The organism is Bacillus sp. FSL K6-0923 (genome assembly GCF_038630825.1).
Lineage (GTDB): Bacteria > Bacillota > Bacilli > Bacillales > Bacillaceae > Bacillus > Bacillus pumilus.
The window spans coordinates 3,085,454-3,108,320 of the sequence record NZ_CP152044.1; the positions used below are offsets into that span (position 1 = coordinate 3,085,454).

19 protein-coding genes, 1 tRNA gene and 1 pseudogene are annotated in these 22,867 nt (G+C 40.2%); 5 read left to right on the forward strand and 16 right to left on the reverse strand.

The window, feature by feature from the left end; translation table 11 throughout:
• Nucleotides 1-99 precede the first annotated feature (99 nt).
• A complete protein-coding gene (locus MHI16_RS15920; RefSeq protein ID WP_058013635.1) occupies nt 100-1,509 on the forward strand; it encodes a polysaccharide deacetylase family protein in 1,410 nt (469 codons plus the stop codon).
• A 14-nt stretch (nt 1,510-1,523) separates the two neighbouring features.
• Here the strand turns inward: MHI16_RS15920 and abc-f are convergent, their stop codons facing one another.
• From abc-f to MHI16_RS15970, 10 genes are all read right to left on the reverse strand, one after another.
• Nucleotides 1,524-3,083: an ABC-F type ribosomal protection protein gene (gene abc-f / locus MHI16_RS15925; RefSeq protein WP_200964038.1), complete on the reverse strand. Its 1,560-nt coding sequence runs from the start codon at nt 3,081-3,083 to the stop codon at nt 1,524-1,526.
• Between the two features lie 332 nt (nt 3,084-3,415).
• Complete coding sequence (locus tag MHI16_RS15930; RefSeq protein WP_058013633.1) at nt 3,416-4,186, reverse strand: dipeptide/oligopeptide/nickel ABC transporter ATP-binding protein; 771 nt, start codon at nt 4,184-4,186, stop codon at nt 3,416-3,418.
• Nucleotides 4,180-4,998: an ABC transporter ATP-binding protein gene (locus tag MHI16_RS15935; RefSeq protein ID WP_058013632.1), complete on the reverse strand. Its 819-nt coding sequence runs from the start codon at nt 4,996-4,998 to the stop codon at nt 4,180-4,182. Before MHI16_RS15935 ends, MHI16_RS15930 begins: the two co-directional genes overlap by 7 nt.
• Entirely contained in the window at nt 4,961-5,848 is an 888-nt protein-coding gene (gene opp1C, locus MHI16_RS15940) for a nickel/cobalt ABC transporter permease (RefSeq protein ID WP_061409703.1), read from the reverse strand. The genes MHI16_RS15935 and opp1C overlap by 38 nt, the downstream gene beginning before the upstream one ends.
• Before the next feature lie 5 nt (nt 5,849-5,853).
• Entirely contained in the window at nt 5,854-6,783 is a 930-nt protein-coding gene (gene opp1B, locus MHI16_RS15945) for a nickel/cobalt ABC transporter permease (RefSeq protein ID WP_058013630.1), read from the reverse strand.
• A 15-nt stretch (nt 6,784-6,798) separates the two neighbouring features.
• Nucleotides 6,799-8,430 (reverse strand): nickel ABC transporter substrate-binding protein, encoded by a 1,632-nt coding sequence (gene nikA, locus MHI16_RS15950; protein ID WP_058013629.1) that lies wholly within the window; start codon nt 8,428-8,430, stop codon nt 6,799-6,801.
• Between the two features lie 320 nt (nt 8,431-8,750).
• Nucleotides 8,751-9,920: a macrolide family glycosyltransferase gene (locus MHI16_RS15955; protein WP_061409706.1), complete on the reverse strand. Its 1,170-nt coding sequence runs from the start codon at nt 9,918-9,920 to the stop codon at nt 8,751-8,753.
• 349 nt (nt 9,921-10,269) lie between these two features.
• Complete coding sequence (locus tag MHI16_RS15960) at nt 10,270-10,821, reverse strand: hypothetical protein (RefSeq protein WP_058013627.1); 552 nt, start codon at nt 10,819-10,821, stop codon at nt 10,270-10,272.
• Between the two features lie 764 nt (nt 10,822-11,585).
• Nucleotides 11,586-11,661, reverse strand: a tRNA-Arg gene (locus MHI16_RS15965).
• Between the two features lie 117 nt (nt 11,662-11,778).
• Nucleotides 11,779-12,084, reverse strand: coding sequence for a TM2 domain-containing protein (locus MHI16_RS15970; protein WP_050944247.1), 306 nt, complete (start codon nt 12,082-12,084; stop codon nt 11,779-11,781).
• Nucleotides 12,085-12,312: 228 nt separating this feature from the next.
• Here MHI16_RS15970 and clpP point away from each other — a divergent pair, with 228 nt between their 5' ends.
• Nucleotides 12,313-12,909, forward strand: a complete 597-nt coding sequence (gene clpP, locus MHI16_RS15975; RefSeq protein ID WP_024719872.1) for an ATP-dependent Clp endopeptidase proteolytic subunit ClpP — start codon at nt 12,313-12,315, stop codon at nt 12,907-12,909.
• A gap of 59 nt (nt 12,910-12,968) precedes the next feature.
• Here clpP and MHI16_RS15980 read toward each other — a convergent pair whose 3' ends face one another.
• Entirely contained in the window at nt 12,969-13,547 is a 579-nt protein-coding gene (locus tag MHI16_RS15980; RefSeq protein WP_058013625.1) for a TIGR00730 family Rossman fold protein, read from the reverse strand.
• Between the two features lie 136 nt (nt 13,548-13,683).
• Between MHI16_RS15980 and MHI16_RS15985 the strand changes: the two genes are divergently transcribed.
• On the forward strand, nt 13,684-14,013 hold the full coding sequence (locus MHI16_RS15985; RefSeq protein WP_058013624.1) for a MazG-like family protein: 330 nt from the start codon (nt 13,684-13,686) through the stop codon (nt 14,011-14,013).
• 28 nt (nt 14,014-14,041) lie between these two features.
• Here the strand turns inward: MHI16_RS15985 and MHI16_RS15990 are convergent, their stop codons facing one another.
• Both MHI16_RS15990 and MHI16_RS15995 read right to left on the reverse strand, forming a co-directional pair.
• Nucleotides 14,042-15,664, reverse strand: a complete 1,623-nt coding sequence (locus MHI16_RS15990; protein WP_058013623.1) for a SulP family inorganic anion transporter — start codon at nt 15,662-15,664, stop codon at nt 14,042-14,044.
• A 37-nt stretch (nt 15,665-15,701) separates the two neighbouring features.
• Nucleotides 15,702-16,283: a carbonic anhydrase gene (locus MHI16_RS15995; protein ID WP_058013893.1), complete on the reverse strand. Its 582-nt coding sequence runs from the start codon at nt 16,281-16,283 to the stop codon at nt 15,702-15,704.
• Nucleotides 16,284-16,836: 553 nt separating this feature from the next.
• Between MHI16_RS15995 and MHI16_RS16000 the strand changes: the two genes are divergently transcribed.
• Together MHI16_RS16000 and MHI16_RS16005 are read left to right on the forward strand one after the other, a co-directional pair.
• Nucleotides 16,837-17,814: a D-glycerate dehydrogenase gene (locus MHI16_RS16000; RefSeq protein ID WP_058013622.1), complete on the forward strand. Its 978-nt coding sequence runs from the start codon at nt 16,837-16,839 to the stop codon at nt 17,812-17,814.
• A 334-nt stretch (nt 17,815-18,148) separates the two neighbouring features.
• Nucleotides 18,149-18,487, forward strand: a pseudogene (locus MHI16_RS16005) (ribonuclease); the annotation flags it as partial.
• Nucleotides 18,488-18,681: 194 nt separating this feature from the next.
• Here MHI16_RS16005 and MHI16_RS16010 read toward each other — a convergent pair.
• The 3 genes from MHI16_RS16010 to MHI16_RS16020 form a co-directional block, all read right to left on the reverse strand.
• A complete protein-coding gene (locus MHI16_RS16010; protein ID WP_058013620.1) occupies nt 18,682-19,923 on the reverse strand; it encodes a dicarboxylate/amino acid:cation symporter in 1,242 nt (413 codons plus the stop codon).
• A gap of 12 nt (nt 19,924-19,935) precedes the next feature.
• Nucleotides 19,936-21,243, reverse strand: coding sequence for an aminotransferase class V-fold PLP-dependent enzyme (locus tag MHI16_RS16015; protein WP_235567007.1), 1,308 nt, complete (start codon nt 21,241-21,243; stop codon nt 19,936-19,938).
• A 595-nt stretch (nt 21,244-21,838) separates the two neighbouring features.
• A complete protein-coding gene (locus MHI16_RS16020; protein ID WP_058013618.1) occupies nt 21,839-22,711 on the reverse strand; it encodes a MurR/RpiR family transcriptional regulator in 873 nt (290 codons plus the stop codon).
• Nucleotides 22,712-22,867: the final 156 nt, after the last annotated feature.

A 22,867-nucleotide genomic window follows, 5' to 3' on the forward strand; every position in this document is an offset into this window, starting at 1 on the left:
CCTCTAAAATTACAAAAGTAAGTCAAATGTTATAAAAATATTACAAACAGATGTCAAACCGATAAAGAATGGCCCGTCTTGAGAGGAGATTTGAACGTTGTGTCACTAAAGGGAAAATGGAGTATCGGCCTATTTGCACTTGCGATCGTCATTGGAATCGTCGCTTTCTTTCAGAATCAACAAGCAAGTGGGACCGAGAAGAAAAATGTAAAGCAGGATACGAACTATAAAAACGTCGAAATCGTTACTCTCGTAAATGACGGGAAATTTATGAGATATGCAGTCAACTATCCTCTTTTTCATCAAAAAGAGCTAGATGACAAGATTCAAAGCTACGCCAATTCAGCTTTAGAGCATTTCAAAAAGACGTTTAGTGAAGCCAAAGACGTCGATGAAAACAAACGCTTTGAACTGAATATTGATTATGATATGGTGCATTATGCGAAGCAGTCTGCTGCGATTCGCTTTACGACTTATACCTATACAGGTCAGCAAAATGGGACCACCAATCATCTCACGATCAACTATGATTTTCAGAAAAAAACCTTTCTTGACACAAAAGATTTATTTCTGCCTAAAACCAACTTTTTGAAGAAATTATCCTACATTACATATTCGGAGCTTCAAAAGGACAAAACGTTATCTAAGGATCAGACGCTCCTTCAGAAAGGAACTGCCCCTACTGCTCAAAACTTCAGTCAATTTGCCTTGAAAGAGAAATATGTAGAATTTTATTTCCCAGCATCTCAAGTAGCCGGCGAAGATCTTGGTCCGCAAACACTCGCAATTAAAAAGACGCTGCTAAAAGATATATTGAAGCCAGAATATATGAATAAAACCAAAAATCAAAATGAAATGAAAGAACCAAATCCGAAAAGAAAAGCCGTCAAGCTGCCGCAAAAATCAAAGCTTGATCCAAATAAAAAAGCCATTGCCCTTACATTTGATGATGGTCCGAACCCAGCGACCACCTCAAAAATTTTAGAAGCACTGAAGGAAAATAAAGGACATGCGACCTTTTTCGTATTAGGCAGCAGGGTGCAGTATTATCCTAGTATGCTTGCCGATATTCTAAAAGGCGGGAATGAAATCGGAAACCATTCTTACAGTCATCCTTTATTAACAAGACTGCCTTTAAAGGAGGCGGTAAAACAAGTGAAGGACACTCAGAAGCTGATTGAGAAAGCGAGCGGGTATTTACCTACGCACTTTAGACCGCCATATGGTGGAACAAATCAAGACATCAATCAAGCGGTTGAGATGAAGGTCTCTTTATGGGATGTTGATCCTGAGGATTGGAAAATTCGCAACAGCCAGCAGATCACAAACCACGTTCTCTCACATGCAGCAGATGGCAGAACGGTGTTGATGCACGATATTTATGACAGCTCAGCTCAAGCAGCAGTGAAGATCATTCAAGAACTCACCAAACAAGGCTATCAGCTCGTCACGGTCAGTGAACTTGAACAATTAAAAAAAGAACGGAATGAACAAGCCCCTGTGCAATAACACAGGGGTGTTCTTTATGACTCCAAAGATTTCTTTTGTTTCAATAATGCTTGAAATGTCTCCTCCAGCTCCTGAGACGGCTCAATACTTAACCGGCTGAGCACTTCAGACAGCTGTAAATCAATTAACAGCAGCTCCTCTTCTCTTTGGGTAACAGCTGGTTTGTCGTCTTTTTGTTTATACGCTTCATATGTCCCATCAAATGCTTCAATACGCTTTTCATGAACATGAAAAATGCGAGTCGCCACCTTCTCAACCAGTCTGCGATCATGGGAAACGAACACAACAGTACCAGGGTAATCCTTTAATAGACCTTCAAGCGCTTCAACTGCCGCCAGATCTAGAAAGTTCGTCGGTTCATCCAGCATGAGGACATTGGCATCGCTGACAAGCAAGGACGCCAGCATGGTCTTCACCCGTTCTCCCCCGCTTAATACCCCATCAGGTTTATGCACGTCATCTCCTCGAAATCCAAGTCTCGCTAAAACCGTTCGTACTACTGTCTCATCTTGAACTGCCTCTTTCAGCGCATTTTGTAAAATCGATTCATCTACCTTTAATCCTGAAAGATCCTGACGAAAATAGCCGAGCTTGACAGCTTCTGAGCGAGAAACTCCGGGATGTCCATTCACCAGCATTCGGAGAAATGTCGTTTTTCCGCTCCCATTCTTGCCAATGATGGCGACCTTGTCCCCGCCTCTCACTTCCACATTCGCCTGTTTCCAAAGCAATTGATCGCCCGCCTTGCCATCTACATTTTTCACTCGCAAAATGGTACGGCTCGCTACTTCTTTCATTGAATGCTGCGTCATTTGAATGGGCTGAATGTCTTTTACTTTCTCAACCTTTTCTAATTTCTCCATTCTTGTTTCAATCGATTTGGCTGTTTTTTGCAGCTTTTTTTGCTTATTTGCATAGTAGGGCTTTGCAATTTTTGGCCCTGAGGATTTCAGCTTTTGGGATGGCTTTGTCGCTTTGTCGGCTTTTTTCTTTTTCTTTTCCAGCGCATGCTCTAACTGTTTTTTCTTTTGGGTATAAGCTTCGTACGCTTCCACCTGTTGACGATGCGCTAACTCTTTTTGCTGTGCAAACTGCGTGTAGTTGCCTTTGTATTGATTGAGCCGTCCATGATCCAGCTCCCAAATCTCCGTACATACCGCATCTAAAAAAGCACGATCATGTGAAACGACAATAAGGGCTCCTTGATAATTGTTCAACTTCTCTTCCAGCCACTCAATGTGCTCTGTATCTAAATGAGTCGTTGGTTCATCTGCTAACAAAAGGGCAGAAGGACGGTTTAACGCGCTTTCAATATAAGACTGGGTCATCTCACCACCACTCTGTGTGCCATCCGCTTGTTTTAACTGAGGAAGCAGTGTGCAGGTCGTTGTAGCAGCAAACGTGCCACTGTCTGGTGTCTCTTGCCCCGTGAGCACGTGTAATAATGTCGTTTTCCCGCTTCCATTTGCCCCGACAAGTCCAATGCGGTCACTTTGATGGATGGTCAGTTCCTCAATATCAAATAACAATCGATCTTTTCGAAACATCTTTAACTGATTGGCTTTTACTAACATCCAACCCTCTCCTTTCGTATCAGGAGACATGAAAAAGCCTCCCATTCTCAGAATAGGAGGCAAAATGGTGTACAAAAATAAGCGGATCAATTCCGGATGACGTGCCGTTCCTATCTGAACACACACATCCCCCGTATCAATCTCCTCATTCTTTGATTCCCAAGCTGTACCATCCTATTCCGAAGCTAAAAAATGAAAACGCAGCAAACATGGCAAACCAATCGTTTGCTCACTGCCTTCGTTTTTTCATTTTGCTTACAGGTCATAGGATTAGTACTTCATTGCATTGGGTCACCCTTCCGTCGTTTGTTACGTTTACAATAAAAGATTGGTTATTTTTTGTCAAGCTGATATGGCATAAGTGAGTCCATTAATTTCAGCGTAAATGGATGGACCGCATCAAGCAGTTCATCCTTTTTGCATTCTTCCACTATGCTTCCTTCATGTAAAAATAGGAGACGATCACATAAATACACTGCCGCTTCTATATCATGATTAATCATAATGATGGTCATGTCTAGCTCTTGTTTTAATGTCTCGAGCAGCTCCAATATTTGCACCTGAACAGAGACATCTAGTGAGCTCAGGACTTCGTCTAGTATGAGAATGGATGGATGCGTTGATATGGCTCGCGCGATGCACACTCGCTGGAGCTGACCGCCGCTTAGCTGATGAGCATACTGATTTAGTAAAGAAGAGGGTAGTCTGACTTGTTCAAGCAACAATAAAATCTTCTGATCCACATTTTTTTCCTGCTTTAACAATCGCATAGGCTCAGCAACGATCTCTTTCACCGTAAAGGAAGGGTGAACTGAAGATCGATAATCCTGAAAGACAACACTCATTTTCCCTCGATTCACCTTCCGCCATGTGTCAGCTGACTTCCCCTCAATCTGCACCTTGCCGCCATCTATTTTTTCTAAACCGAGCAGGATTCGTGCCAATGTACTTTTACCGCTGCCGCTTTCACCGACCAACCCTGCACATTGTCCTTTTTCGATTTGAAACGAGACGTTTGATATGCGTGGTTTTGACTGCATTTGCCGAGAAAAGAAACCTTTCTTCTCTCCATATTTAATGAGGCTATCAGCTGTGATCAGCATGGAAATGCCCTCACTCTCTGCTGCTGCCGCAGCGTTTCAAGGGGCTCAGATAATCGGTGCCTCGTCTCAAGTAAATGCTTCGTTTGGGGATGCTCAGGCGCTGTGAATACCTTCTCAGCTGGGCGATGCTCAAGCATCTCCCCTTGATGCATCACCAACACCTCGTCAGCAATCGCCTGAACGACGCCTAAATCATGCGAAATGATGATCAAGGCTGCACCGGTTTCTTCTTTCAGCCTCTGTAATTGCATGATGACTTCACGCCGATTATATGCATCAAGCGAAGCAGTTGGCTCATCGGCAATAATCACATCAGGAGAAAGCATCATCGTGATCGCAATCATCACTCGCTGAAGCATACCGCCAGATAATTCATAAGGATATTGCTTCAACAATTCTTTTGGATTTTTTAAATGAACTCGCTCCAGTCCCGCGATGGCAAGTGCTTTCCCTTCTTTTCCGTGTAAGCCCAAATGCCGTTGGAACGTTTCCATCATTTGATGACCAATGGTTTCAATGGGATTGAACGCATTCATCGCATCCTGTGAGATGAAGCCAATTCGCTTGCCACGCCACTGCTCAGCTGCCTGTGTTGTCAATGTTTCGCCGTCAAATAGAATCGCTCCCTCCACTTCTAGCGAAGGTGGAATCAAGCCAATTAACGCTGTTGCGACGGTTGATTTTCCGCTTCCACTTTCTCCAATCACAGCTAAACAGAGTTGTTGCTGTAGGGAGAACGTCATGTTCGCCACGATACTCTTTTGTTGAACTGGATCATGTACGGATAGGTTTTTTACGTCGATGAAAGGCAAATGGTCTCGCTCCCTTCTTATTGTGATGATACATCGCAGGGGTCGTAGCCTGCTGCAGGCTGTCTCCTAAAAAGTTCAGCGCCATGACCACAAATAAGATGGCAAGTCCAGGGACAAGCATATGGGCTGGATGGGTCACCATGACATTTTTCGCTTCGTTGAGCATCATCCCCCATTCCGGGGTAGGTGCGCTCACACCTAATCCAAGAAAAGACAGAGCAGATATATTTAAAATGACCCAGCCCGCATCAAGTGTCGCAAAGACAGCAATTTCTCCTGAAATGCGCGGGAATAAATGCTTCCTCAGGATGTAAAATGGGGCGCCGCCAGACACTTTTGCAAACTGAACAGATGGTTCATTCGCATATTGCAGAACGGACGAACGAATCATCCTTGTATACCAAGCCCATTTCGCTAGGACATTTGCCAAAATAATATTGAACAGTCCAGGCCCCAGTATCCCGACAACCGCTAGAATCATCACTTCTGCCGGGAAGGAGAGCATGACATCACACAGTCTCATCAACAAGCCGTCCACTTTTCCTCGAAAAAAGCCTGCCATGAGTCCAAGTGTGCTGCCAATGAGCATCGTTATGCACATCGTCAGTATCGCCGCAAGCATTGTGGTGCGAATCCCATATAAAAGTCGTGACAATACGCACCTCCCGAGCTGATCCGTTCCGAGCGGATAAGTCAGGCTGATGCCGGCATATTTTTGAAGAATGTTCGTTTCTGTTGGATCATGTGGTGCGAACACTGGTGCCAGCAGCCCTGCTAAAGCGACAAGTACTAACAGCCAGATAGAAAGAACAGCCATACGGTCTTTTTTTAATTGTTGCCAACCTATCACCCGTCTCACGCCTCCTTTCGCAGCTGAGGGTTCATGGTCATTTGCACAACATCAGCGATGAGGTTGCACACAACAAAAAGGAACCCCATCACAAATAAATAGGCTTGTATAATGGGAAAATCAGCGTGAAAAATAGCTGTTACACACAACCGGCCAACCCCTGGCCAAGCAAAAAGATTTTCAATAATAACCGTGCCTGCTATAAGCTTTGGAATAGACATACCAAGTGCTGTCACCGCTAATTGAAGCGCATGTCTCATCACTTTCAATTGAACAGCTCGTTCCTTTAATCCGCGAGCTCTCGCATAAAAAACAAAGGGCTCGTGCTGAAATTTCAGGATCTGATTGCGGATCAGTCTCACATAGGTGGATAAATAGCCAAGTGATAGTGTGACAGCTGGGAGAAGAATCGATTTGAACCCTTCCATACCACTCGTATTAACCCAATTGAATTTGACAGAAAAAAGCCAAATAAACAAAATCCCTAACCAAAAACTAGGCATTGAAGCAGCGATAAACACAAAGGCTCGCAGTACTCGGTCCACCCAGGTATGCGCAGCATATGCACAGACCACTCCGAATAACAAACTCAGCACAATGATGAAAAAGAGCGCTGCTCCTGCAAGCTGCAATGTGGCAGGCAGCGCCTCCATAATAAGATCAAAAACCGGCTCCTGTGTAACATAGCTCCTGCCAAAATCACCTGTTAAACTAGCTTTAAGCCATGTAGCATATCGTATAAGAAATGGCTGATCTAAGCCTAGCTCCTGCCGCATCGATTCAATCATGTCTTCTGTTGGAGTGACTTGATTCACCCGCAAAGCGACTTCAGCTGGATCACTTGCCCGCATCGTCAGCAGGACAAAGGCAAAGAAGGTGATGAACATCATAAGCGGGATAAGCAGCAATATTCGTTTTAAGAGATAGCGTGTCATGTCTCCGCCCCCTCTTTATGACGAAAAATACATACGGTCAAAGGGAATTTCATACTGTGACACATGAAAACCAATACCTTTCAGGCGCTTATTATAAACGGCCTTTGTCACAGAATAAGAGATTGGGATGTAGACATTTTCATCATGAATATACGTCAAGATGTCTCGATACATTTGTTTCCGCTTTTGCTCATCTGGTTCTACCAATACTTTCGTAATCGTCTCATCCAGCCACTTTTTCTTCTTCAACCCTAATTGGGCTTGGTAATCAGCATGCGATGCTACGCGGAACGAAGAAACATAGGTTTGAGGATCATAAGGAAGTCCCCACGACAGTGAGTACATCAGGTCGAATTTCCCTGTTTTTTGGCGATCTAAAAATGCCTGTTTTTCTTCTCCTCTAATATCTAGCTTGACTCCAACCTGCTTGAAATCTTGTTGAATCGATTCACTTATCGTTCTTTCGCCTGCATTATCGGAATTATAGTAAATGGCGACACTCAGCCTTTTGCCATTTTGATAGCGGTAGCCGTCTTCTTTCAGCTTCCAGCCTGCCTCATCCAGTAATGCTTCTGCTTTCTCTTTTTGATAGGTTTTCCTTTTCAGCGGGATATCTGCGTAAGGGACTGACGGGGCAAGCAGCGTATGTGCCACCTGTTCCGTTCCATTTAAAATGCCTTTTGTAATCATTTCTTTTTGAATGGCATATTGAAACGCTTCTCTGACTTTCGGATCTTTTGTCATTGGCTGGTTTGAATTGATGACGATCGACCTTGAACCAACAGGTGGACTCACGGTCACACCGTATTGACCTGCCTCCTTTAAAGCCTGAAATGAGTCTCCGTCGATCATGTCACCATCTGCTCCAAATAAGAGATCTATTTCTCCTTTTTGCAGGGCAAGTAAAATCGTTTGATGATCCGGCATGACTTTCCATTTCACTGTCGAAATGTTTGGCTTTTTCCCCCAGTACTGATCATTCGCTTTAAAAACGGCATATTGATTTTTTTTATGTTCCTTTAGCACATAAGGACCTGTGCCTGCATAGCTTTGTACTCCTTTTGCAGTCGTTCCATCAATGAAGCTTTTTGGAGAAATAAAACGGAAGGGACGTGTTAAGCCCAGTTCTTCTAACGTAGGATAATAAGGCTCTTTTAACGTGAGAACAAATGTATCATCATCCACTGCCTTTGTGGATTTGATTTCAGATACGAGATTAAGCCAAGCATTCTTTTCAATATTTTTAACGACAGCATCCACGTTCATTTTCACTGCCTTTGCATTAAAAGGCTCGCCATCTGAAAAAGTTACGCCTTTTCGAAGGTGAAAGGTGTAGGTCCTTCCATCCTTTGAAATGTCCCAGCTTTTTGCTAAGGCAGGCTGAACACCTTTCTCTGTATTGACGACAAGTGATTCAAACGCCATATTTTGAGCGGCCATCTCTCCGCTATATAAATGAGGATTGATATCCCTTATATCTTTTGTACTTGCATACACCAGCTCATCTTCTTCTCTGTCATTCATGCTGGAAGATGCTTTATTTTCAGAGCATGAGGCTAATAAAAAACAAGCCATGACTGAAAACAGCATCAAGGTGTATGTCACATAGGATTGCTTTTTCTTTATGTAAACAGGCTGATCACTCATATGTACGTCCCCCCAATTTTATATTATCGTAATCATTACGATTATTAATCGAAATGATTACGAATTGAATAATAGCATACAGAACTGGGGAATACAATCACTTTTTTCATCAAAAAAACAGACTCATGATTGAGTCTGTTAGATTGTTGACAAAGGGCTAAAATGATCTTGATTTTAGCCCTTTGTCTTCTTTTCAGCGTGATAGAAAACCTTTGAAGTCTAGGAAGGACGAGCACTGGCGCGGAGCGAATTTGACATTCGTGAGCACCAGCGCGCAGGACTGACACCAAATGCGAGGGTTTGCCTACACGCTGACAGACTCATGATTGAGTCTGTTTCGTCTTCATCCATTGATCAATCGACCGCAATGCTTTATCGGTTCCACCTGCTGTTTGGAAGCTTTCTTCAATTTTTTCGATTCCAGCACGGTACGTATTACTTTCCAGAACAGATTCCACGGTTTCTCTTAGCTGCTTTGCTGTCAGTTGATCTTTATCAAGTGCACGGGCAGCAGATAGCTCGGTCAGTCTTTGTGCGACCATCGGCTGATCTTTGTCGATCGGAATGACGACCATCGGAACGTGATAATGAATGCCTTCATTGACACTGTTCATTCCGCCATGCGTCACAAACACATCTGTCAGCTCAAGCACTTCAAGCTGCGGCACATAAGGCTCGATCAGAAAATGAGAAGGTGCTTCTTTCAAGAGAGATCGATCTACTTTTTCACCTGTTGCGAGCACCACTTTTCCATCAAAATCGGCAAAGGCATCAATACACATATTAAAAAATGCTTCTGTATCCCCAAGAACGGTGCCCATCGAAATAAAGACGACTTTTTCTTGCTCAAGTGCTTCCAGCGGGAAATCATGCTGATCTGCCCTTTTTAGAAAGCTCGGTCCAATGAAAACAAATGAGTCGTTTACTGCATCAACAGACGGCTGAAAATATTCACTTGTATACACGATATTCAGTTCTCCGCGATTTTTCATGAATTGCATCAAACGCGTTGGCTGAACGCCAAAGCGCTCTTGTATGCTTTCTAACAGATGATCGGCTTTCTCATCCTTTCTGTATAGTGGTGTATCAAAATGCGCCTCTTGCAGCACAAAAGATGGGTTTGAACCGATCCCTGGAATTTGTAAGTAATCTCGGACAAGCTCTCCTGCCCCAAACATATCAAAATAGACAAAATCAAATGAATGCTGCTGAGAAAGTGTTTCCACCACCTCTAAAATATCAAATGATGTTTGTAGCATGGCATGAAAGAACGGCTGCATGGAATTGAGATTTCCTTCATCCACATGTAATGTCCGAATATAGTCTGGATGTTTATGTACGTGAGCGCCTAAGCGTTTGATTCGTTCCTCATAATGTACAGTTGTGACCGCATGCACTTCATCTCCACGATCCGCCCAAGCTTTGATAATCCCTAACATAGGATTCACATGCCCTTCAGCAGGAAATGTAATCAATAAAATCTTCGCCACAAGAAACCCCTCCTCATTGTCAATTCTCTTCCATGTTAATCATATACAGCCAGCAGGCTCAACAAATACGCCTGTAAAGGGAAGAAATGAGTCTTATGGCTAGTAATTTAAGAGGTTAACAGAAAAAATAACAAAGCATGCAGTTATGTGCTTTGTTATTTTTTAAGTAGTATTTCTTTAAATTCTGCAGATTGCCTTTCCATAGTAATCGGATTGCATAGATAAATTCTTGTTTTACTGCTTTATTTTTCTTTGATACTACCCTATATTGTGATACCAAGATCTTTATTAACTTTAAAGGTTCTGAGACATCTATTGTCATAGAACCTTTAACTTAATACTTTAGGATTTATTCAAAGCACGCTGAATACACATTTCCTATATTGAAAAATTCAAGCAGTGCTCTTTTTGCTTCAGGGCTAGCTTTTTTCGCGGCTTTATTTACTGCTATTTTTACTGCGTTCCGCTTACTCTTTCCAGACTGTCTGGCGGCTTTATAAGCTGGAATCAATGTTTTAACAAATTTTGTTGCGCCTCCTGCAGCTTTTATGGCTGACTTAACTTTTGCGATTTTTGCTATCGGTATAACATTGGTTATAATGGCTGTTCCAACCGCAGATATACACCCCACTACACCCAAAGTTACAATTTCACTATGTCGTTGAACAGGGATATTTGAGTTCTCTTGCAACCATTTAACGACCGCTCCATCTCCTTCCGCAATAACGCTGTCAGGTAAAGCTTCAATCGCCAATAAAACTTCTAGCAACTCTTGATACTCTTCATCCACCTCTGAACTAGGACTAATTGCTGTTGAATTTGCTGTGAAAATCGTTGAAAATAACAGAAAAAGAGCTGTTATTAAGCATATAGCGCCCTTCTTTCGAAAAACAACTTGCATCCAATATACCCCTTTCTTGTTTATTTTTGCATACGCGGTAAAAATATCATATTATACTAATTGTTTCAATTTATAGATTCATATTGGAGGGATATTTTGTGAAAGTTTTAGAGAAATACAGTTATTTAATCATCATTCTTTGCTTATTAGCAATGGTAGTGACAAACTTCACCGTAGATGATAATACAATAAAAAATAGTGTATCAATTATAGGATTTATCATTGTTCTTCTTACAATTATACCTGTGGCTATTTACAAGAAGAATCAAAAAAGGTAGGTATGCCCGCTTTATTCTTCAGTAGATGGAGACAACTGCGAGTATGGATTGAATTAATTTTCTATTCAAAAACAAGCAATAAACCCCTCTCTTAAAGTAAAAAGGGGTTTATTTTTATTATAATCGAGTTGATTCTGTTGACTCTACTATTCCAGTATCTACTCGATTTAACACCTTGATAACTCGTAGATAACAGCAGCCCATTCCTTCTAATTTTCCCAATAAAAATTCACTCTTTAGTGACCAGTAATGAAAAAAGAACCTTTTAGGGTGCTTTGTAACCGCAAGTGTTCTCTATTCGCGTTTTGCACTTTCATTCTCTTTCTGCTCAAATATCATTAGCAATGATCAACATGATCATTTTTCACTTACTTACCCTATCCTTATTGGAAGTGAACGATAAATTACGATTGAACACAAAAACCCCCTCTCCATCTGAAGAGGGGGTTTTAAAGGACCTTTATCAATCTTAGACAAGGTCAAGTACGCGCTCGGAGGGATTCGAACCCCCGGCAGACGTGGTACCGGAAACCACCGCTCTATCCAACTGAGCTACGAGCGCATGATATGTTTTTGAACGTCAGCATATCAAATTATAAGGGAAATGCTGCAAGAAAGCAATGATATTCTGATGACTTCAAAGAAGAAGCCTGCACCGAAAAGATGCAGACATGTCTACTTATGCACTTTTAACAGATGCAATAATTTTTCGTTCCATGTTTTCATTTACTTCATCCACTGTTTTGACAAGACAAATAATCCCATCAATAAATGGCCAAATGAACAATGTCAACCATCCTAGTAGAAGCATGGTCACTGCATAGCCTTTCTTTTCATCAAGATAAAAACGATGAACGGCAATCGCTCCAAGGAACCACCACAAAATAAATACAACTAATTTCGACTTTTTTTTGGCTTGAAGTTCAGTTGATACAACAATACGCTGTTGATCAGTCAAACTACTTTTCTCCAAAAGATTATCCACTCTTTTTCCTTCTTTCTGACTATATATAATAATAACATAGGTAATATTACCTCATAACAGAAAGTTTTACCATATTTTCTTAAAACTTTTCCATGGTTTAAGAAAATAAATTTTTGGGAAAAATAACATGTGCCTGTCGAATTTTTTGATTGCGTTTTGTTTGACCTTTATTGACCAAAAATGTATCATTGAATTACATACTTACCTAAAAGGTGAAGGAGGAACATTATGAATTTAATACCTACAGTCATTGAGCAAACAAATCGTGGGGAAAGAGCTTACGACATTTATTCTCGTCTTTTAAAAGACCGTATTATCATGCTTGGTTCTGCGATCGATGACAATGTTGCCAACTCCATCGTGTCACAGCTGCTTTTCTTAGAAGCTGAAGATCCAGAAAAAGATATTTCTATCTACATTAACAGCCCTGGCGGTTCAATTACAGCTGGTATGGCCATTTACGATACGATGCAATTTATTAAACCAAAGGTATCAACCATTTGTATTGGTATGGCTGCATCTATGGGTGCGTTCCTGCTTGCTGCTGGTGAAAAAGGTAAGCGTTATGCCCTTCCAAACAGTGAAGTCATGATTCACCAACCACTAGGTGGTGCCCAAGGTCAAGCAACAGAAATTGAAATTGCGGCAAAACGAATCCTTTCTTTACGTGATAAACTGAACCAAGTACTTGCTGAACGTACTGGTCAGCCAATTGAAGTCATTGAACGCGATACAGATCGTGACAACTTCAAAACAGCGGAAGAAGCACTTCAATACGGACTCATTGACAAAGTCTTGACCCGTAATTCAGAAGAACAAAAATAATATGACAAAACAAACCGTCTGCTCCTTGAACAGACGGTTTTTTGTGTTGAAAACACGCTTTACGACAGCTCCGTCCATTTCTGCTGAAGAGTTGGTGTTCGATAAGAAGACATCTGCGTGATTAATTCCTCCGGTTCGCTGGAGGCATGTAACAATTGGAGATGTGATTCATTCGAAAAACCTTCCTGTATACTAAACTTCACCATGTCTATGAGCGGATTGAAATAGTCATTCACTTGATATAAGCCGATTGGCTTTTGGTGAATACCGATTTGTGCCCAGCATAGCACCTCAAATAATTCTTCATATGTACCAAAGCCGCCTGGCATCGCAATAAATCCATCAGCCAGCTCACTCATTTTCGCCTTTCGTTCATGCATTCCTGTTACTTCGATTAACTCTGTCAGCTCTTGATGCACAACTTCTCCTCTAAAAAGCCCTTTAGGCATAACCCCAATGACTTGCCCGCCATGTCTTAAGACCTCATCTGCAATGGCACCCATCAATCCAATTCGTGAACCGCCATATACAAGACGGATGTCTTGCTCTGCCATATAAGTTCCCAGCTCTACAGCCTTTTCTTTGTAGACGTCCTTCACGCCTGGATTCGAACCAGCAAACACACAAATCGTTTTCATCAAAACAGCTCCATCTCTCTCTATGATTACTTCACCCACTCATTCTACTATAATTTTTTTTAAAAAAACAGCCGCTTCATCTATATATAGTGTAAAATCAAAAGGTGCACACCATATAAGGAGCTGTATAAAGAGAATGCAAACAAATGAGATGGAGAAATGGATCAAGGATTTTTACAAAAAGAGAAATTGGACAGAATACGGACCGTTTATCCGATTAGGGTTCCTGATGGAAGAAACAGGCGAACTCGCTCGCGCTGTTAGAGCCATCGAAATCGGACGTGACCGGCCTGACGAGCAAAAACAAAACTCAGCTGAGTTGAAGAAAGAACTCGTTGAAGAAATGGGAGATGTATTAGGAAATCTACTCATTTTAGCCGATCTCTATGATGTCACAGTAGAAGAGATTTTCTCCTCTCATCAACAGAAACTCACAAAGCGTTTTTCAGAACTGAAAAGCACGTGACCACATCGTCACGTGCTTTTTTCCACTTTTATAGATGCTGTGGTGAAATATCATCTGTTCGTTCAAAGAAATGCTGTTTTCCAATATGATGGAAAAGACCTGTCCGACGCAAAAGCTCTTTCGGCTGTGATTGAAGTCCGACAATCATCAGCTTACCATTATGGTGCTTTAACCGATTGGAGATATTCATCAGCACCGCTTCTGCCGATGTGTCCATGTAATTAACTTTATTCATGAGCAGAATGAGCGTTTTCGGCTTTGTCTGAACATGGTCCAGAATCGAGTTTTCGAGTGAATCTGTTGTTCCGAAAAACAATGGCCCTTCAATGGCGTACATACTGATGCCTTGCTGGTCTGTCTGTTTTTCTAAAGCAGCTGCTGTTTCCATTTGGGGAACCGCAATGTTTGGATGAATGCTCGTTGTCTGGCTCATTTTCTTGATAAAAGCGATAAAGGCTAAAATGAGCCCAGCGGTGACGCCAATAATCAAATCACCGATGACCGTCAGCAGGAAGGTCACAACAAGTACAAGTGAATCCGCATTTTTCACTTTTACAATATTGATAAACTCTTTTTTCTCACTCATATTCCAAGCCACAAACATCAAAATCGGTGCCATCGCAGCAAGTGGAATCATCGACGCATATGGTGCAAACAGCATTAAGATGAGCAAGACGACGACACCATGCACGACACCTGAAATCGGGCTTACTCCGCCATTTTTAATATTTGTTGCCGTACGGGCAATCGCCCCAGTCGCCGGAATTCCTCCGAACAGCGGTGCCGCCATATTGGCAATTCCTTGCCCGACAAGCTCCTTATTGCTGTCATGCTTTGAGCCTTTCATATTGTCTGCGACCATTGCGGATAAAATTGATTCCACGCCGCCTAAAAGCGCAATGACAATCGCTGGAGGGAGAAGGTATATCATTTTTTCAATCGTTACTTCAGGAAAAGCAAAGCTTGGCAACTGACGAGGAATTTCCCCATATGCCGAGCCGATCGTTTCAACTTGTCCTTGAAAAAAGAGAACAGCTAGAAACGTTGAAGCCAATAGACCTAATAGAGCACCAGGTATTTTAGGAATGTATTTTTGTGCCGCCAAAATCACAATAAGCCCAATCACAGCTGTAATGATGGCAAGACTGTTTGTGGTACCGAGATGGACCACAATTTCTCTCATATTGAGGAAAAAGCTTTCATGCTTTTCAACACCTTTTAATCCGAGGAAGTTGGCAATCTGCCCTGAAAAAATAATGACAGCAATGCCAGCAGTAAAGCCGATGATAACCGGACGAGGAATAAATTTCATGAGCTTCCCTAGCTTGAATATCCCGAATAATACAAGCATACACCCTGCCATAAAACCGGCAATGAGTAAGTTTTCGATACCGTATTGGCTGACGATACCAAATAAAATCGGAACAAACGCCCCAGTCGGCCCGCCGATCTGATACTTTGAACCACCAAACAATGAAATCAAAATGCCGGCAACGATGACTGTGTATAATCCATATTCTGGTCCGACACCAGATGCAATGGCAAAAGCCATGCCTAAAGGAATTGCCACAACGCCCACGACAAGCCCAGCGATTAAATCACGTCTAAACTTTGATGAATCATATCCTTCAAATCTTCCATAAAAACGCATGGTATGTGTTGGCCTCCTTCAAGTATGTGTAGATGATTTAGGTATACTGCGCGTCAATCTGTTTATCTTTCACAACGACATCCAGTTTTCCCGTTGCTGGATGAATGACAAGTCCATGAACAGACACATCACTTGGCATCAATGGATGCTCTTTGACCAATTTCACACTTTGAGACACGCTCTCTTCAACCGAATCAAAGCCTGTCAGCCATCCCTTTAAATCAACTCCTGAGTTTTTCACGATGCTCAAACATTTCTCTTCAATGCCGCGTGCTTTCGCCTTTTCAAGTAAAGGCTCTGCCGCAAGACCTGCCATTCCGCATTCATGATGTCCTACAATGCATACCTCTTCTACCTTTAGCTCATAGATAGCTAATAGAATACTCCTCATCACACTGCCAAAAGGATGTGTGACGATGGCGCCCGCATTTTTAATGATCTTTGCATCACCGTTGCGCAGCCCCATGGATTGCGGCAATAATTCCAAAAGACGTGTATCCATACAAGTTAATATAACGAGTTTCTTTTCAGGAAATTTCCCCGCTTTGTAAGGCTCATAATGTCTCTCATGTACGAACTCTGAATTGTGCTGAAGAATCTGTTCTAATTTTGATCCCATCTTGCCATCTCCCATCTTTTTATAAATCACGTAAGCTACTGCCCGTCCTCCTTTTCTTTCGTGTGTTCTCAAGCATAAAGATGAAAAATGATAGAAAAAAAAGAAAAAAATGAGAAAACGATGAGAAGAAATGGTATCATTTTCTCTCATTTACGCTTCATCGCAAGGGGGACGCGGTCTTCCTTTCAATCTATCGTTCTCTGCTCGGCAAAAGACGATGAAATGGTTTAGTAGAAAATGACCTTCCCGTTTAATATGTTTCAAATATAATCATTTTTCTATCAAAAAATCTCGATCTTTTTTCCAGTTTGTCAGATAATCTCTCAGAAAAACCGGCTTTTTCATATGTCACATCTCCCATTAGCTGATTTCCCTCTAAGTAAAAAATGCATCAGATGGCATATGAATAACCTTTTTCACTAAGAAAATGTCTCTCTTTTCCGTTATTTTAGTATATTAAATATTGAGCAGATAACCTTCAGACGTGTTTAGCCTAAATAGTTGCTTTATAATAAAAGGAGCAAGATGATCATGTGAGAGGAGCGAGTTGACAGTGAAACCACACATTTTTGTCGCCAAACCATTACCTGCCTCATTTGAGGAAATACTAAAGGAACATTGTACATACGAGGTGTGGCAATCAAAAGACCCCATTCCAAAAAATATTTTATTTCAAAAACTGCAGCATGCTGATGGTCTTTTAACGTCTGGGACGAAAATCGATCAAGAGCTATTAGATCATGCACCAAAACTCAAAGTAGTGAGCAACAACTCCGTTGGCTATGACAACTTCGATATAGAAGTGATGAGGCAAAGAGGCGTAATTGGAACACACACGCCTCATACACTCGACCATACTGTGGCTGACCTTGCATTTTCACTCATTCTTTCCTCTGCGCGAAGAATTGCCGAGCTTGATCGTTTTATCCGTGAGGGGAAATGGACGAAATTTGTACAGGAAGAGGATATCTTTGGCATCGATGTCCATCATCAAACGCTTGGCATTATTGGCATGGGACGAATCGGAGAGCAAGTCGCCAAACGAGCTTCACATGGTTTTGATATGAATGTCCTGTACCATAACCGCAGCCGGAATGAAAAGGCTGAATCAGCATATGGCGCTTTATATTGCACACTTGATGACCTGCTAAAGCAAGCTGATATCATTGTGTTGATTACACCGCTGACCGATGAAACGTATCATATGATTGGTGAACGAGAATTGAAGTTAATGAAGCAATCGGCTTTATTCGTAAACATCTCCCGCGGGAAAACAGTGGACGAAAAAAGCCTCTTTCAAGCGCTTCAAGAGGGATGGATCAAAGGCGCAGGTCTTGATGTATTTGAACAGGAACCGCTTCAGGAGAATCATCCTTTCAAAGAAATGAACAATGTCACCCTTGTTCCTCACATCGGTTCCGCTACTGAAACAACGCGGGATCTTATGCTGAAACGAGCCATTCATAATGTGATTCATGGAATTGATGGCAAAGCTCCTGTAGATATTGTAAAAGAGCTTGCTTCATCTTAATCGGCAAAGACGCAGGATTCAGAGCTGCGTCTTTTTATTTATTTCATCTGAAGGGTATCAGGAGAAAAGCCTCATTTTAGCAAAGATCCTGTTTCTTTACATTTCCTTCATGTTCGGGTGCTATAATATGAGGTAGACAAGCATCAAGAGGACAGCTTCCGATTTCCTTAATAGGAGGATGAAGATGAAAAAAATCAGTTCGGTTTTTACTATGTTTGCTCTGATCGCTGCTATTCTGTTTTCTGGTTTTATTCCGCAGCAAGCCTATGCTGAAACACCACTTACACCGACCGCCACAAATGAAACAGCTTCTATTCAACTGACATCAGATGTTCATACCCTTGCCGTCATTAATACGTTTGATGGTGTAGCAGATTATTTGATTCGCTACAAACGACTTCCCGATAACTACATCACAAAATCACAAGCAAGTGCGCTTGGATGGGTAGCATCAAAGGGAAATCTAGCAGAGGTTGCCCCAGGCAAAAGCATCGGTGGAGATATATTTTCTAACCGGGAGGGACGTCTTCCTTCAGCAAGCGGCAGAACATGGCGCGAGGCCGATATCAACTACGTCTCAGGCTTCCGCAATGCTGACCGCCTCGTGTATTCAAGCGACTGGCTCATTTATAAAACAACAGACCATTACGCGACATTCACGCGTATTAGATGATCAATCAAAAAAGACAGCCCAATTCGATGAGCTGTCTTTTTTATGATATTTGCTTGCAGACTGGATTGAGAGTTCGTTTCAAAACAAATTGATCATGATCAACGAAATATATCGCTATAACCTTCGTATTCGTGTTATTTTCAACATAAAATAAACAGAATATTATGTTAATTATTCCTTTAAATCAATTAGTTTTAATATTTTATATCGTTTATTTTGTTCACCTTTAGTTGTTCATCTTCAATCATATTTTCACTTCGTGCAATACAGAGTGTACTTACTACGTCACCTGTAACGTTAAGTGAGGTGTGCCCCATATCGATGATTCTATATATCCCAGCAATCATTCCAACTATCTCCATAGGGAGTCCCAATGTAGTTAACAGCATAATCGTCATAACAATACCGCCTCCAGGAATGCCGGGCGATCCAACTGATATTAAAGTTGTCATTAATATGACTAGTAATTGCTGGCTAATTGGCATTTCAATTCCATATATTTGGGATACAAATATGATGGCAGCAGAGTAATAAACAACGGCACCATTCATATTCATCGTTGCTCCAATAGGAAGAGTAAATTGTGCTAGTTCCTCTTTCACCTTAAAATCTTCTTTCGTCACAGAAATAGTAACAGGTAAAGTTCCAGAACTGCTTGTCGTACTCGCAGTGACCACCCAAATTTTACCGATCGATTTAAAGAACTTAGATAATGGAATTTTCGCTATGAATTTTAACATAAACAAGTACATAAAAATGATGACAGAAATCAAACCTATATAATCAACTAAAATAAATTTGCCCAAAGGTCCAAATATTTTCAAACCATATTCCCCAATCGTACAAGCCATTAATGCAGCCACACCTATTGGTGAAAACGACATGATGATTCCTGTCATTTTATACATTACCTGTGTACCTTCTTCAAAAAAATGTCTAAGGGTGACTGATTTGTTTCCTATTAAAACGATGGATATCCCCAAGAAAATAGAAAAGATGATAATTTGCATGAGATTTCCTTCTGCTAGAGCCTGAACAGGATTTGATGGAAATAGACCTAATATCGTCTCTCCAAAAGTAGGAATATTTGCAGCTTTATATTCAGATGAGGTCTTGATACTATCAATATCTATTCCATTCCCTGGTTTGAATAAATGCGCAACCAAAAGACCTATTCCACCTGCTATTAAAGTCGTTCCGATATAATAAATCAAAGTCTTTGTTCCAATTTTCTTTAACTTTTGAACATCACCAATACTAAAAATTCCAGAGGTGATGGAGAAAAAAATGAGTGGAACAACTATCATTTTAATGAGAGTTAAGAATATATCCCCAATAGGTTTAATGATTAATATTTTTTCTTTAAAGATTAAACCTAACACTATTCCGATGACAAACCCAATAAATACTTTTGTACCGAGACCTAATTTCTTCATTAGTAGTTCCCCCTATTTAATGAGTTTGCTTATTCTCTTAGTGTTAGATAACTCTTTTGTTATACATAAAAATTGATCAATATCCTCTTCTGTATGACAATGGAACGGCGAAACCCTTATCGCACCCGTTAGTCCAATGGCTTCGAGTATACGTTTTGAGTAGACACTAGTATTCACTCTTTCATAAACGGTAATTCCTCTATCTTGATATTCCTTTCTCAGTTGTTCATCATCTCTCCCCTCAATTCCCATCGCAACAATGAGATCTCTTTTCGTTAAATCAGGATAATCCGCAAAAACTTTTACGTTCTCCATATATCTCAATCCCTCGATCTTTTCACTACCTTCAAGAAGTCTATGGAGTAGTGCTCTTTCGTGAAGAACTATTTTTTCCATACCCTTTAGATACCTATCTCTTCTAGACATTTCTTCAATACAGTCGTATGAACCCAGCCAGCATACATAGTCGACAACAGCTGAAATGGACGCAAAGAGCGAAGGTGTTGGTGAACCAAGTTCCCATTCACTATCATCTTTTGCTATTAATTTTTGATGTGGAAGTTTCGATAATCTTTCTGAAACATAGGCTAATCCAATACCTCTTGACGCCATAAACTTATATGGTGCAAAGTTTGCTCCATCTATACCAAGCTTTTCTACATTAAGAGTTCCATGCGGCATATGCTGGACTGCATCAACAATAATATATAAATCTGGTTTTTTCTTTCTAGCAGCTTTTATCATTCCTTCAAGATCCATGATATTTCCTGAAATATTACTGGAAGCAATGACGCTTAACAAAATCGTATTCTCGTCAATTTTATCAGCGATCGCTTCGGGATCAACAAAGCCTGTATTCACATTTGCTTTAGCAATTCTAAATTCTTTATTGTTCTTTTGACAGTAAAATTCTAATGAATCATAAGCAGATGGATGTTCAATATTAGTCGTGACTGCATTCGTTCCTTCAACATTTTCAATAATAGTTGATACCATTTTAAACATTGCTTGAGATGCTGTTAAATCTGTTATCAAAGAACCGGACTCAGCCCCGAACATGACACTCAACACATCATTCTTACATTTGTCCATAATGTCATTCAGATCTGCTGCCCTTTGATGGTACCTTTCTGGACAATCCGGTAACAAATCAATCTTTTCTTTCACCATAATAGCTTCCTTTAGTCTTAAAGAGCCTCCTGAATTATCAAAAAAAAGTCTTTCCCCATAGTCAGGATCGAAAGATAGAAACGAGAATTTTTCACGCAATTTCTTTAACAGATGCTGATCCATTAATTTCCCTATTTTATTATCTTTCAACATATTTCCCCCTCAACAAAACAAAAATGTTTTTAATCATTCTCAAAAAATGAAACTTGAATAATTTTCTTCAATACTATTATTATTAAAGGTTCTTTTTTCGTCAGTTTTTTTGTAAAAAAACATGACAGATTTTTTAAAATATATACCCCTTCCAAAATTCTGATTTAATACACTTCATAGAAATTAGCATTAATAGTCAACCATACAAGCAAGCGTTTACATTTATTCATTTTTTAAAAAAAATGAAGAATTTATTTCATTTTGATTTTATCATACACAATTTGTTTTTAACAATATTTTTCGAAATATTAGAAAATTATTTTAGATTTCCTGTTCCATTATAGATCTTTGCATCTAAGATGTTTTTCTAAAATTGATCAACAGTAATTTAAGGTAAACAAATAATAACCCACCAATTAGAAAATTGGTGGGTTAATGGAAGTCACATTCTATGTAAATTTACTATTTCTTTGAGTGATGCATGATTGTAATACAGCCTTTACTTCCCCCTTCTTTCAGACCCCAAAGAATTCATAATACCAAGTGCACTCCTGACATTTAAACATCATATTTATTTCAAATATTCTTTTCATTAATACATACCGAAAAGGCTTATATGTTTATTAATTCTTTCTAATTTTTCCTCACTATGAGTGACTGTCGCTCGACTTACATGTGTACATATTAACTCAGCTAAAAATAATACAGGTGTGTAAGAATTGAAGAATGCATTACTATCCACTGAGACTAAAAGTAGGACATCAGCAAAATGTGCTATAGGTGCTGTGGCTTTATCAGTAATAATAACAACTTTTGCATTGATTTCTTTTGCCATTTTGGCTGCTGCAAAGTCCAGCTCAGAGTATCTTGGGAATGAAAAAATAAGGACACAATCATCCTTACTACATGAAGCTAAGGAATCAAACGGGGTAAATGAATGATTACTATTAACTACTACATTATCAATAATCTGATTGAGGAAAACTCCCATTATTTCTGTCAAACCAGTTCTAGCTCTACTGCCTAAAATATAAACTCTTCTAGCGCCAACGATATAATTGATTGCTTTGTTGAACTCTTCAGATGAATTTTTCTCTGAAATAGAATATATATTTTTTTCAAGAATTTTCAAATTGTTATTCAGTAAATCTGACTGTATCACTTTATCATAACTTAATTTTAATCTTTCAGAAGGGATGGTCACATCATCAGAAATTGCTAAGCTTTTGTCATAGTACTGCTCTCTAAGATATTTTTGAAAATCACTATATCCTGAAAAGCCTAACTTTTTCGGAAATCGAATAATCGTAGCATTACTCACTTTTAATCTATGAGCTAATTCTGTTGAAGTCACAAGACATGCTTCTCTTATATTATTTAAAATGTATTCTGCTATTTCTTCTTCCTTTTTTGTTAGTTTAGTGTTACTTATCATTGTTTTCAACGACTTTTGCGATAAATCCATTTGACATCCCTCCATGTTCCCTTATATTGATTCATTATATTAGGGGAATAGAATGATTAAAAGCACTAAGTATTTTTATAAGAAGTTCTCAATTTCATGATAAAGCACGATACTAAATCTCAATTGAGATGATAGATGGATTTTAATGTAATGCAC

What these genes read in the sequence shown, in the direction of transcription:
- abc-f (WP_200964038.1), bottom strand. Translation starts at nt 3,083, where the DNA reads ATGTTAGTAAAAGCCAATCAGTTAAAGATGTTTCGAAAAGATCGATTG.
- MHI16_RS15930 (WP_058013633.1), bottom strand. Translation starts at nt 4,186, where the DNA reads ATGCTGATCACAGCTGATAGCCTCATTAAATATGGAGAGAAGAAAGGT.
- opp1B (WP_058013630.1), bottom strand. Translation starts at nt 6,783, where the DNA reads ATGACACGCTATCTCTTAAAACGAATATTGCTGCTTATCCCGCTTATG.
- nikA (WP_058013629.1), bottom strand. Translation starts at nt 8,430, where the DNA reads ATGAGTGATCAGCCTGTTTACATAAAGAAAAAGCAATCCTATGTGACA.
- MHI16_RS15960 (WP_058013627.1), bottom strand. Translation starts at nt 10,821, where the DNA reads ATGCAAGTTGTTTTTCGAAAGAAGGGCGCTATATGCTTAATAACAGCT.
- clpP (WP_024719872.1), top strand. Translation starts at nt 12,313, where the DNA reads ATGAATTTAATACCTACAGTCATTGAGCAAACAAATCGTGGGGAAAGA.
- MHI16_RS15980 (WP_058013625.1), bottom strand. Translation starts at nt 13,547, where the DNA reads ATGAAAACGATTTGTGTGTTTGCTGGTTCGAATCCAGGCGTGAAGGAC.
- MHI16_RS15985 (WP_058013624.1), top strand. Translation starts at nt 13,684, where the DNA reads ATGCAAACAAATGAGATGGAGAAATGGATCAAGGATTTTTACAAAAAG.
- MHI16_RS15990 (WP_058013623.1), bottom strand. Translation starts at nt 15,664, where the DNA reads ATGCGTTTTTATGGAAGATTTGAAGGATATGATTCATCAAAGTTTAGA.
- MHI16_RS15995 (WP_058013893.1), bottom strand. Translation starts at nt 16,283, where the DNA reads ATGGGATCAAAATTAGAACAGATTCTTCAGCACAATTCAGAGTTCGTA.
- MHI16_RS16010 (WP_058013620.1), bottom strand. Translation starts at nt 19,923, where the DNA reads ATGAAGAAATTAGGTCTCGGTACAAAAGTATTTATTGGGTTTGTCATC.
- MHI16_RS16020 (WP_058013618.1), bottom strand. Translation starts at nt 22,711, where the DNA reads ATGGATTTATCGCAAAAGTCGTTGAAAACAATGATAAGTAACACTAAA.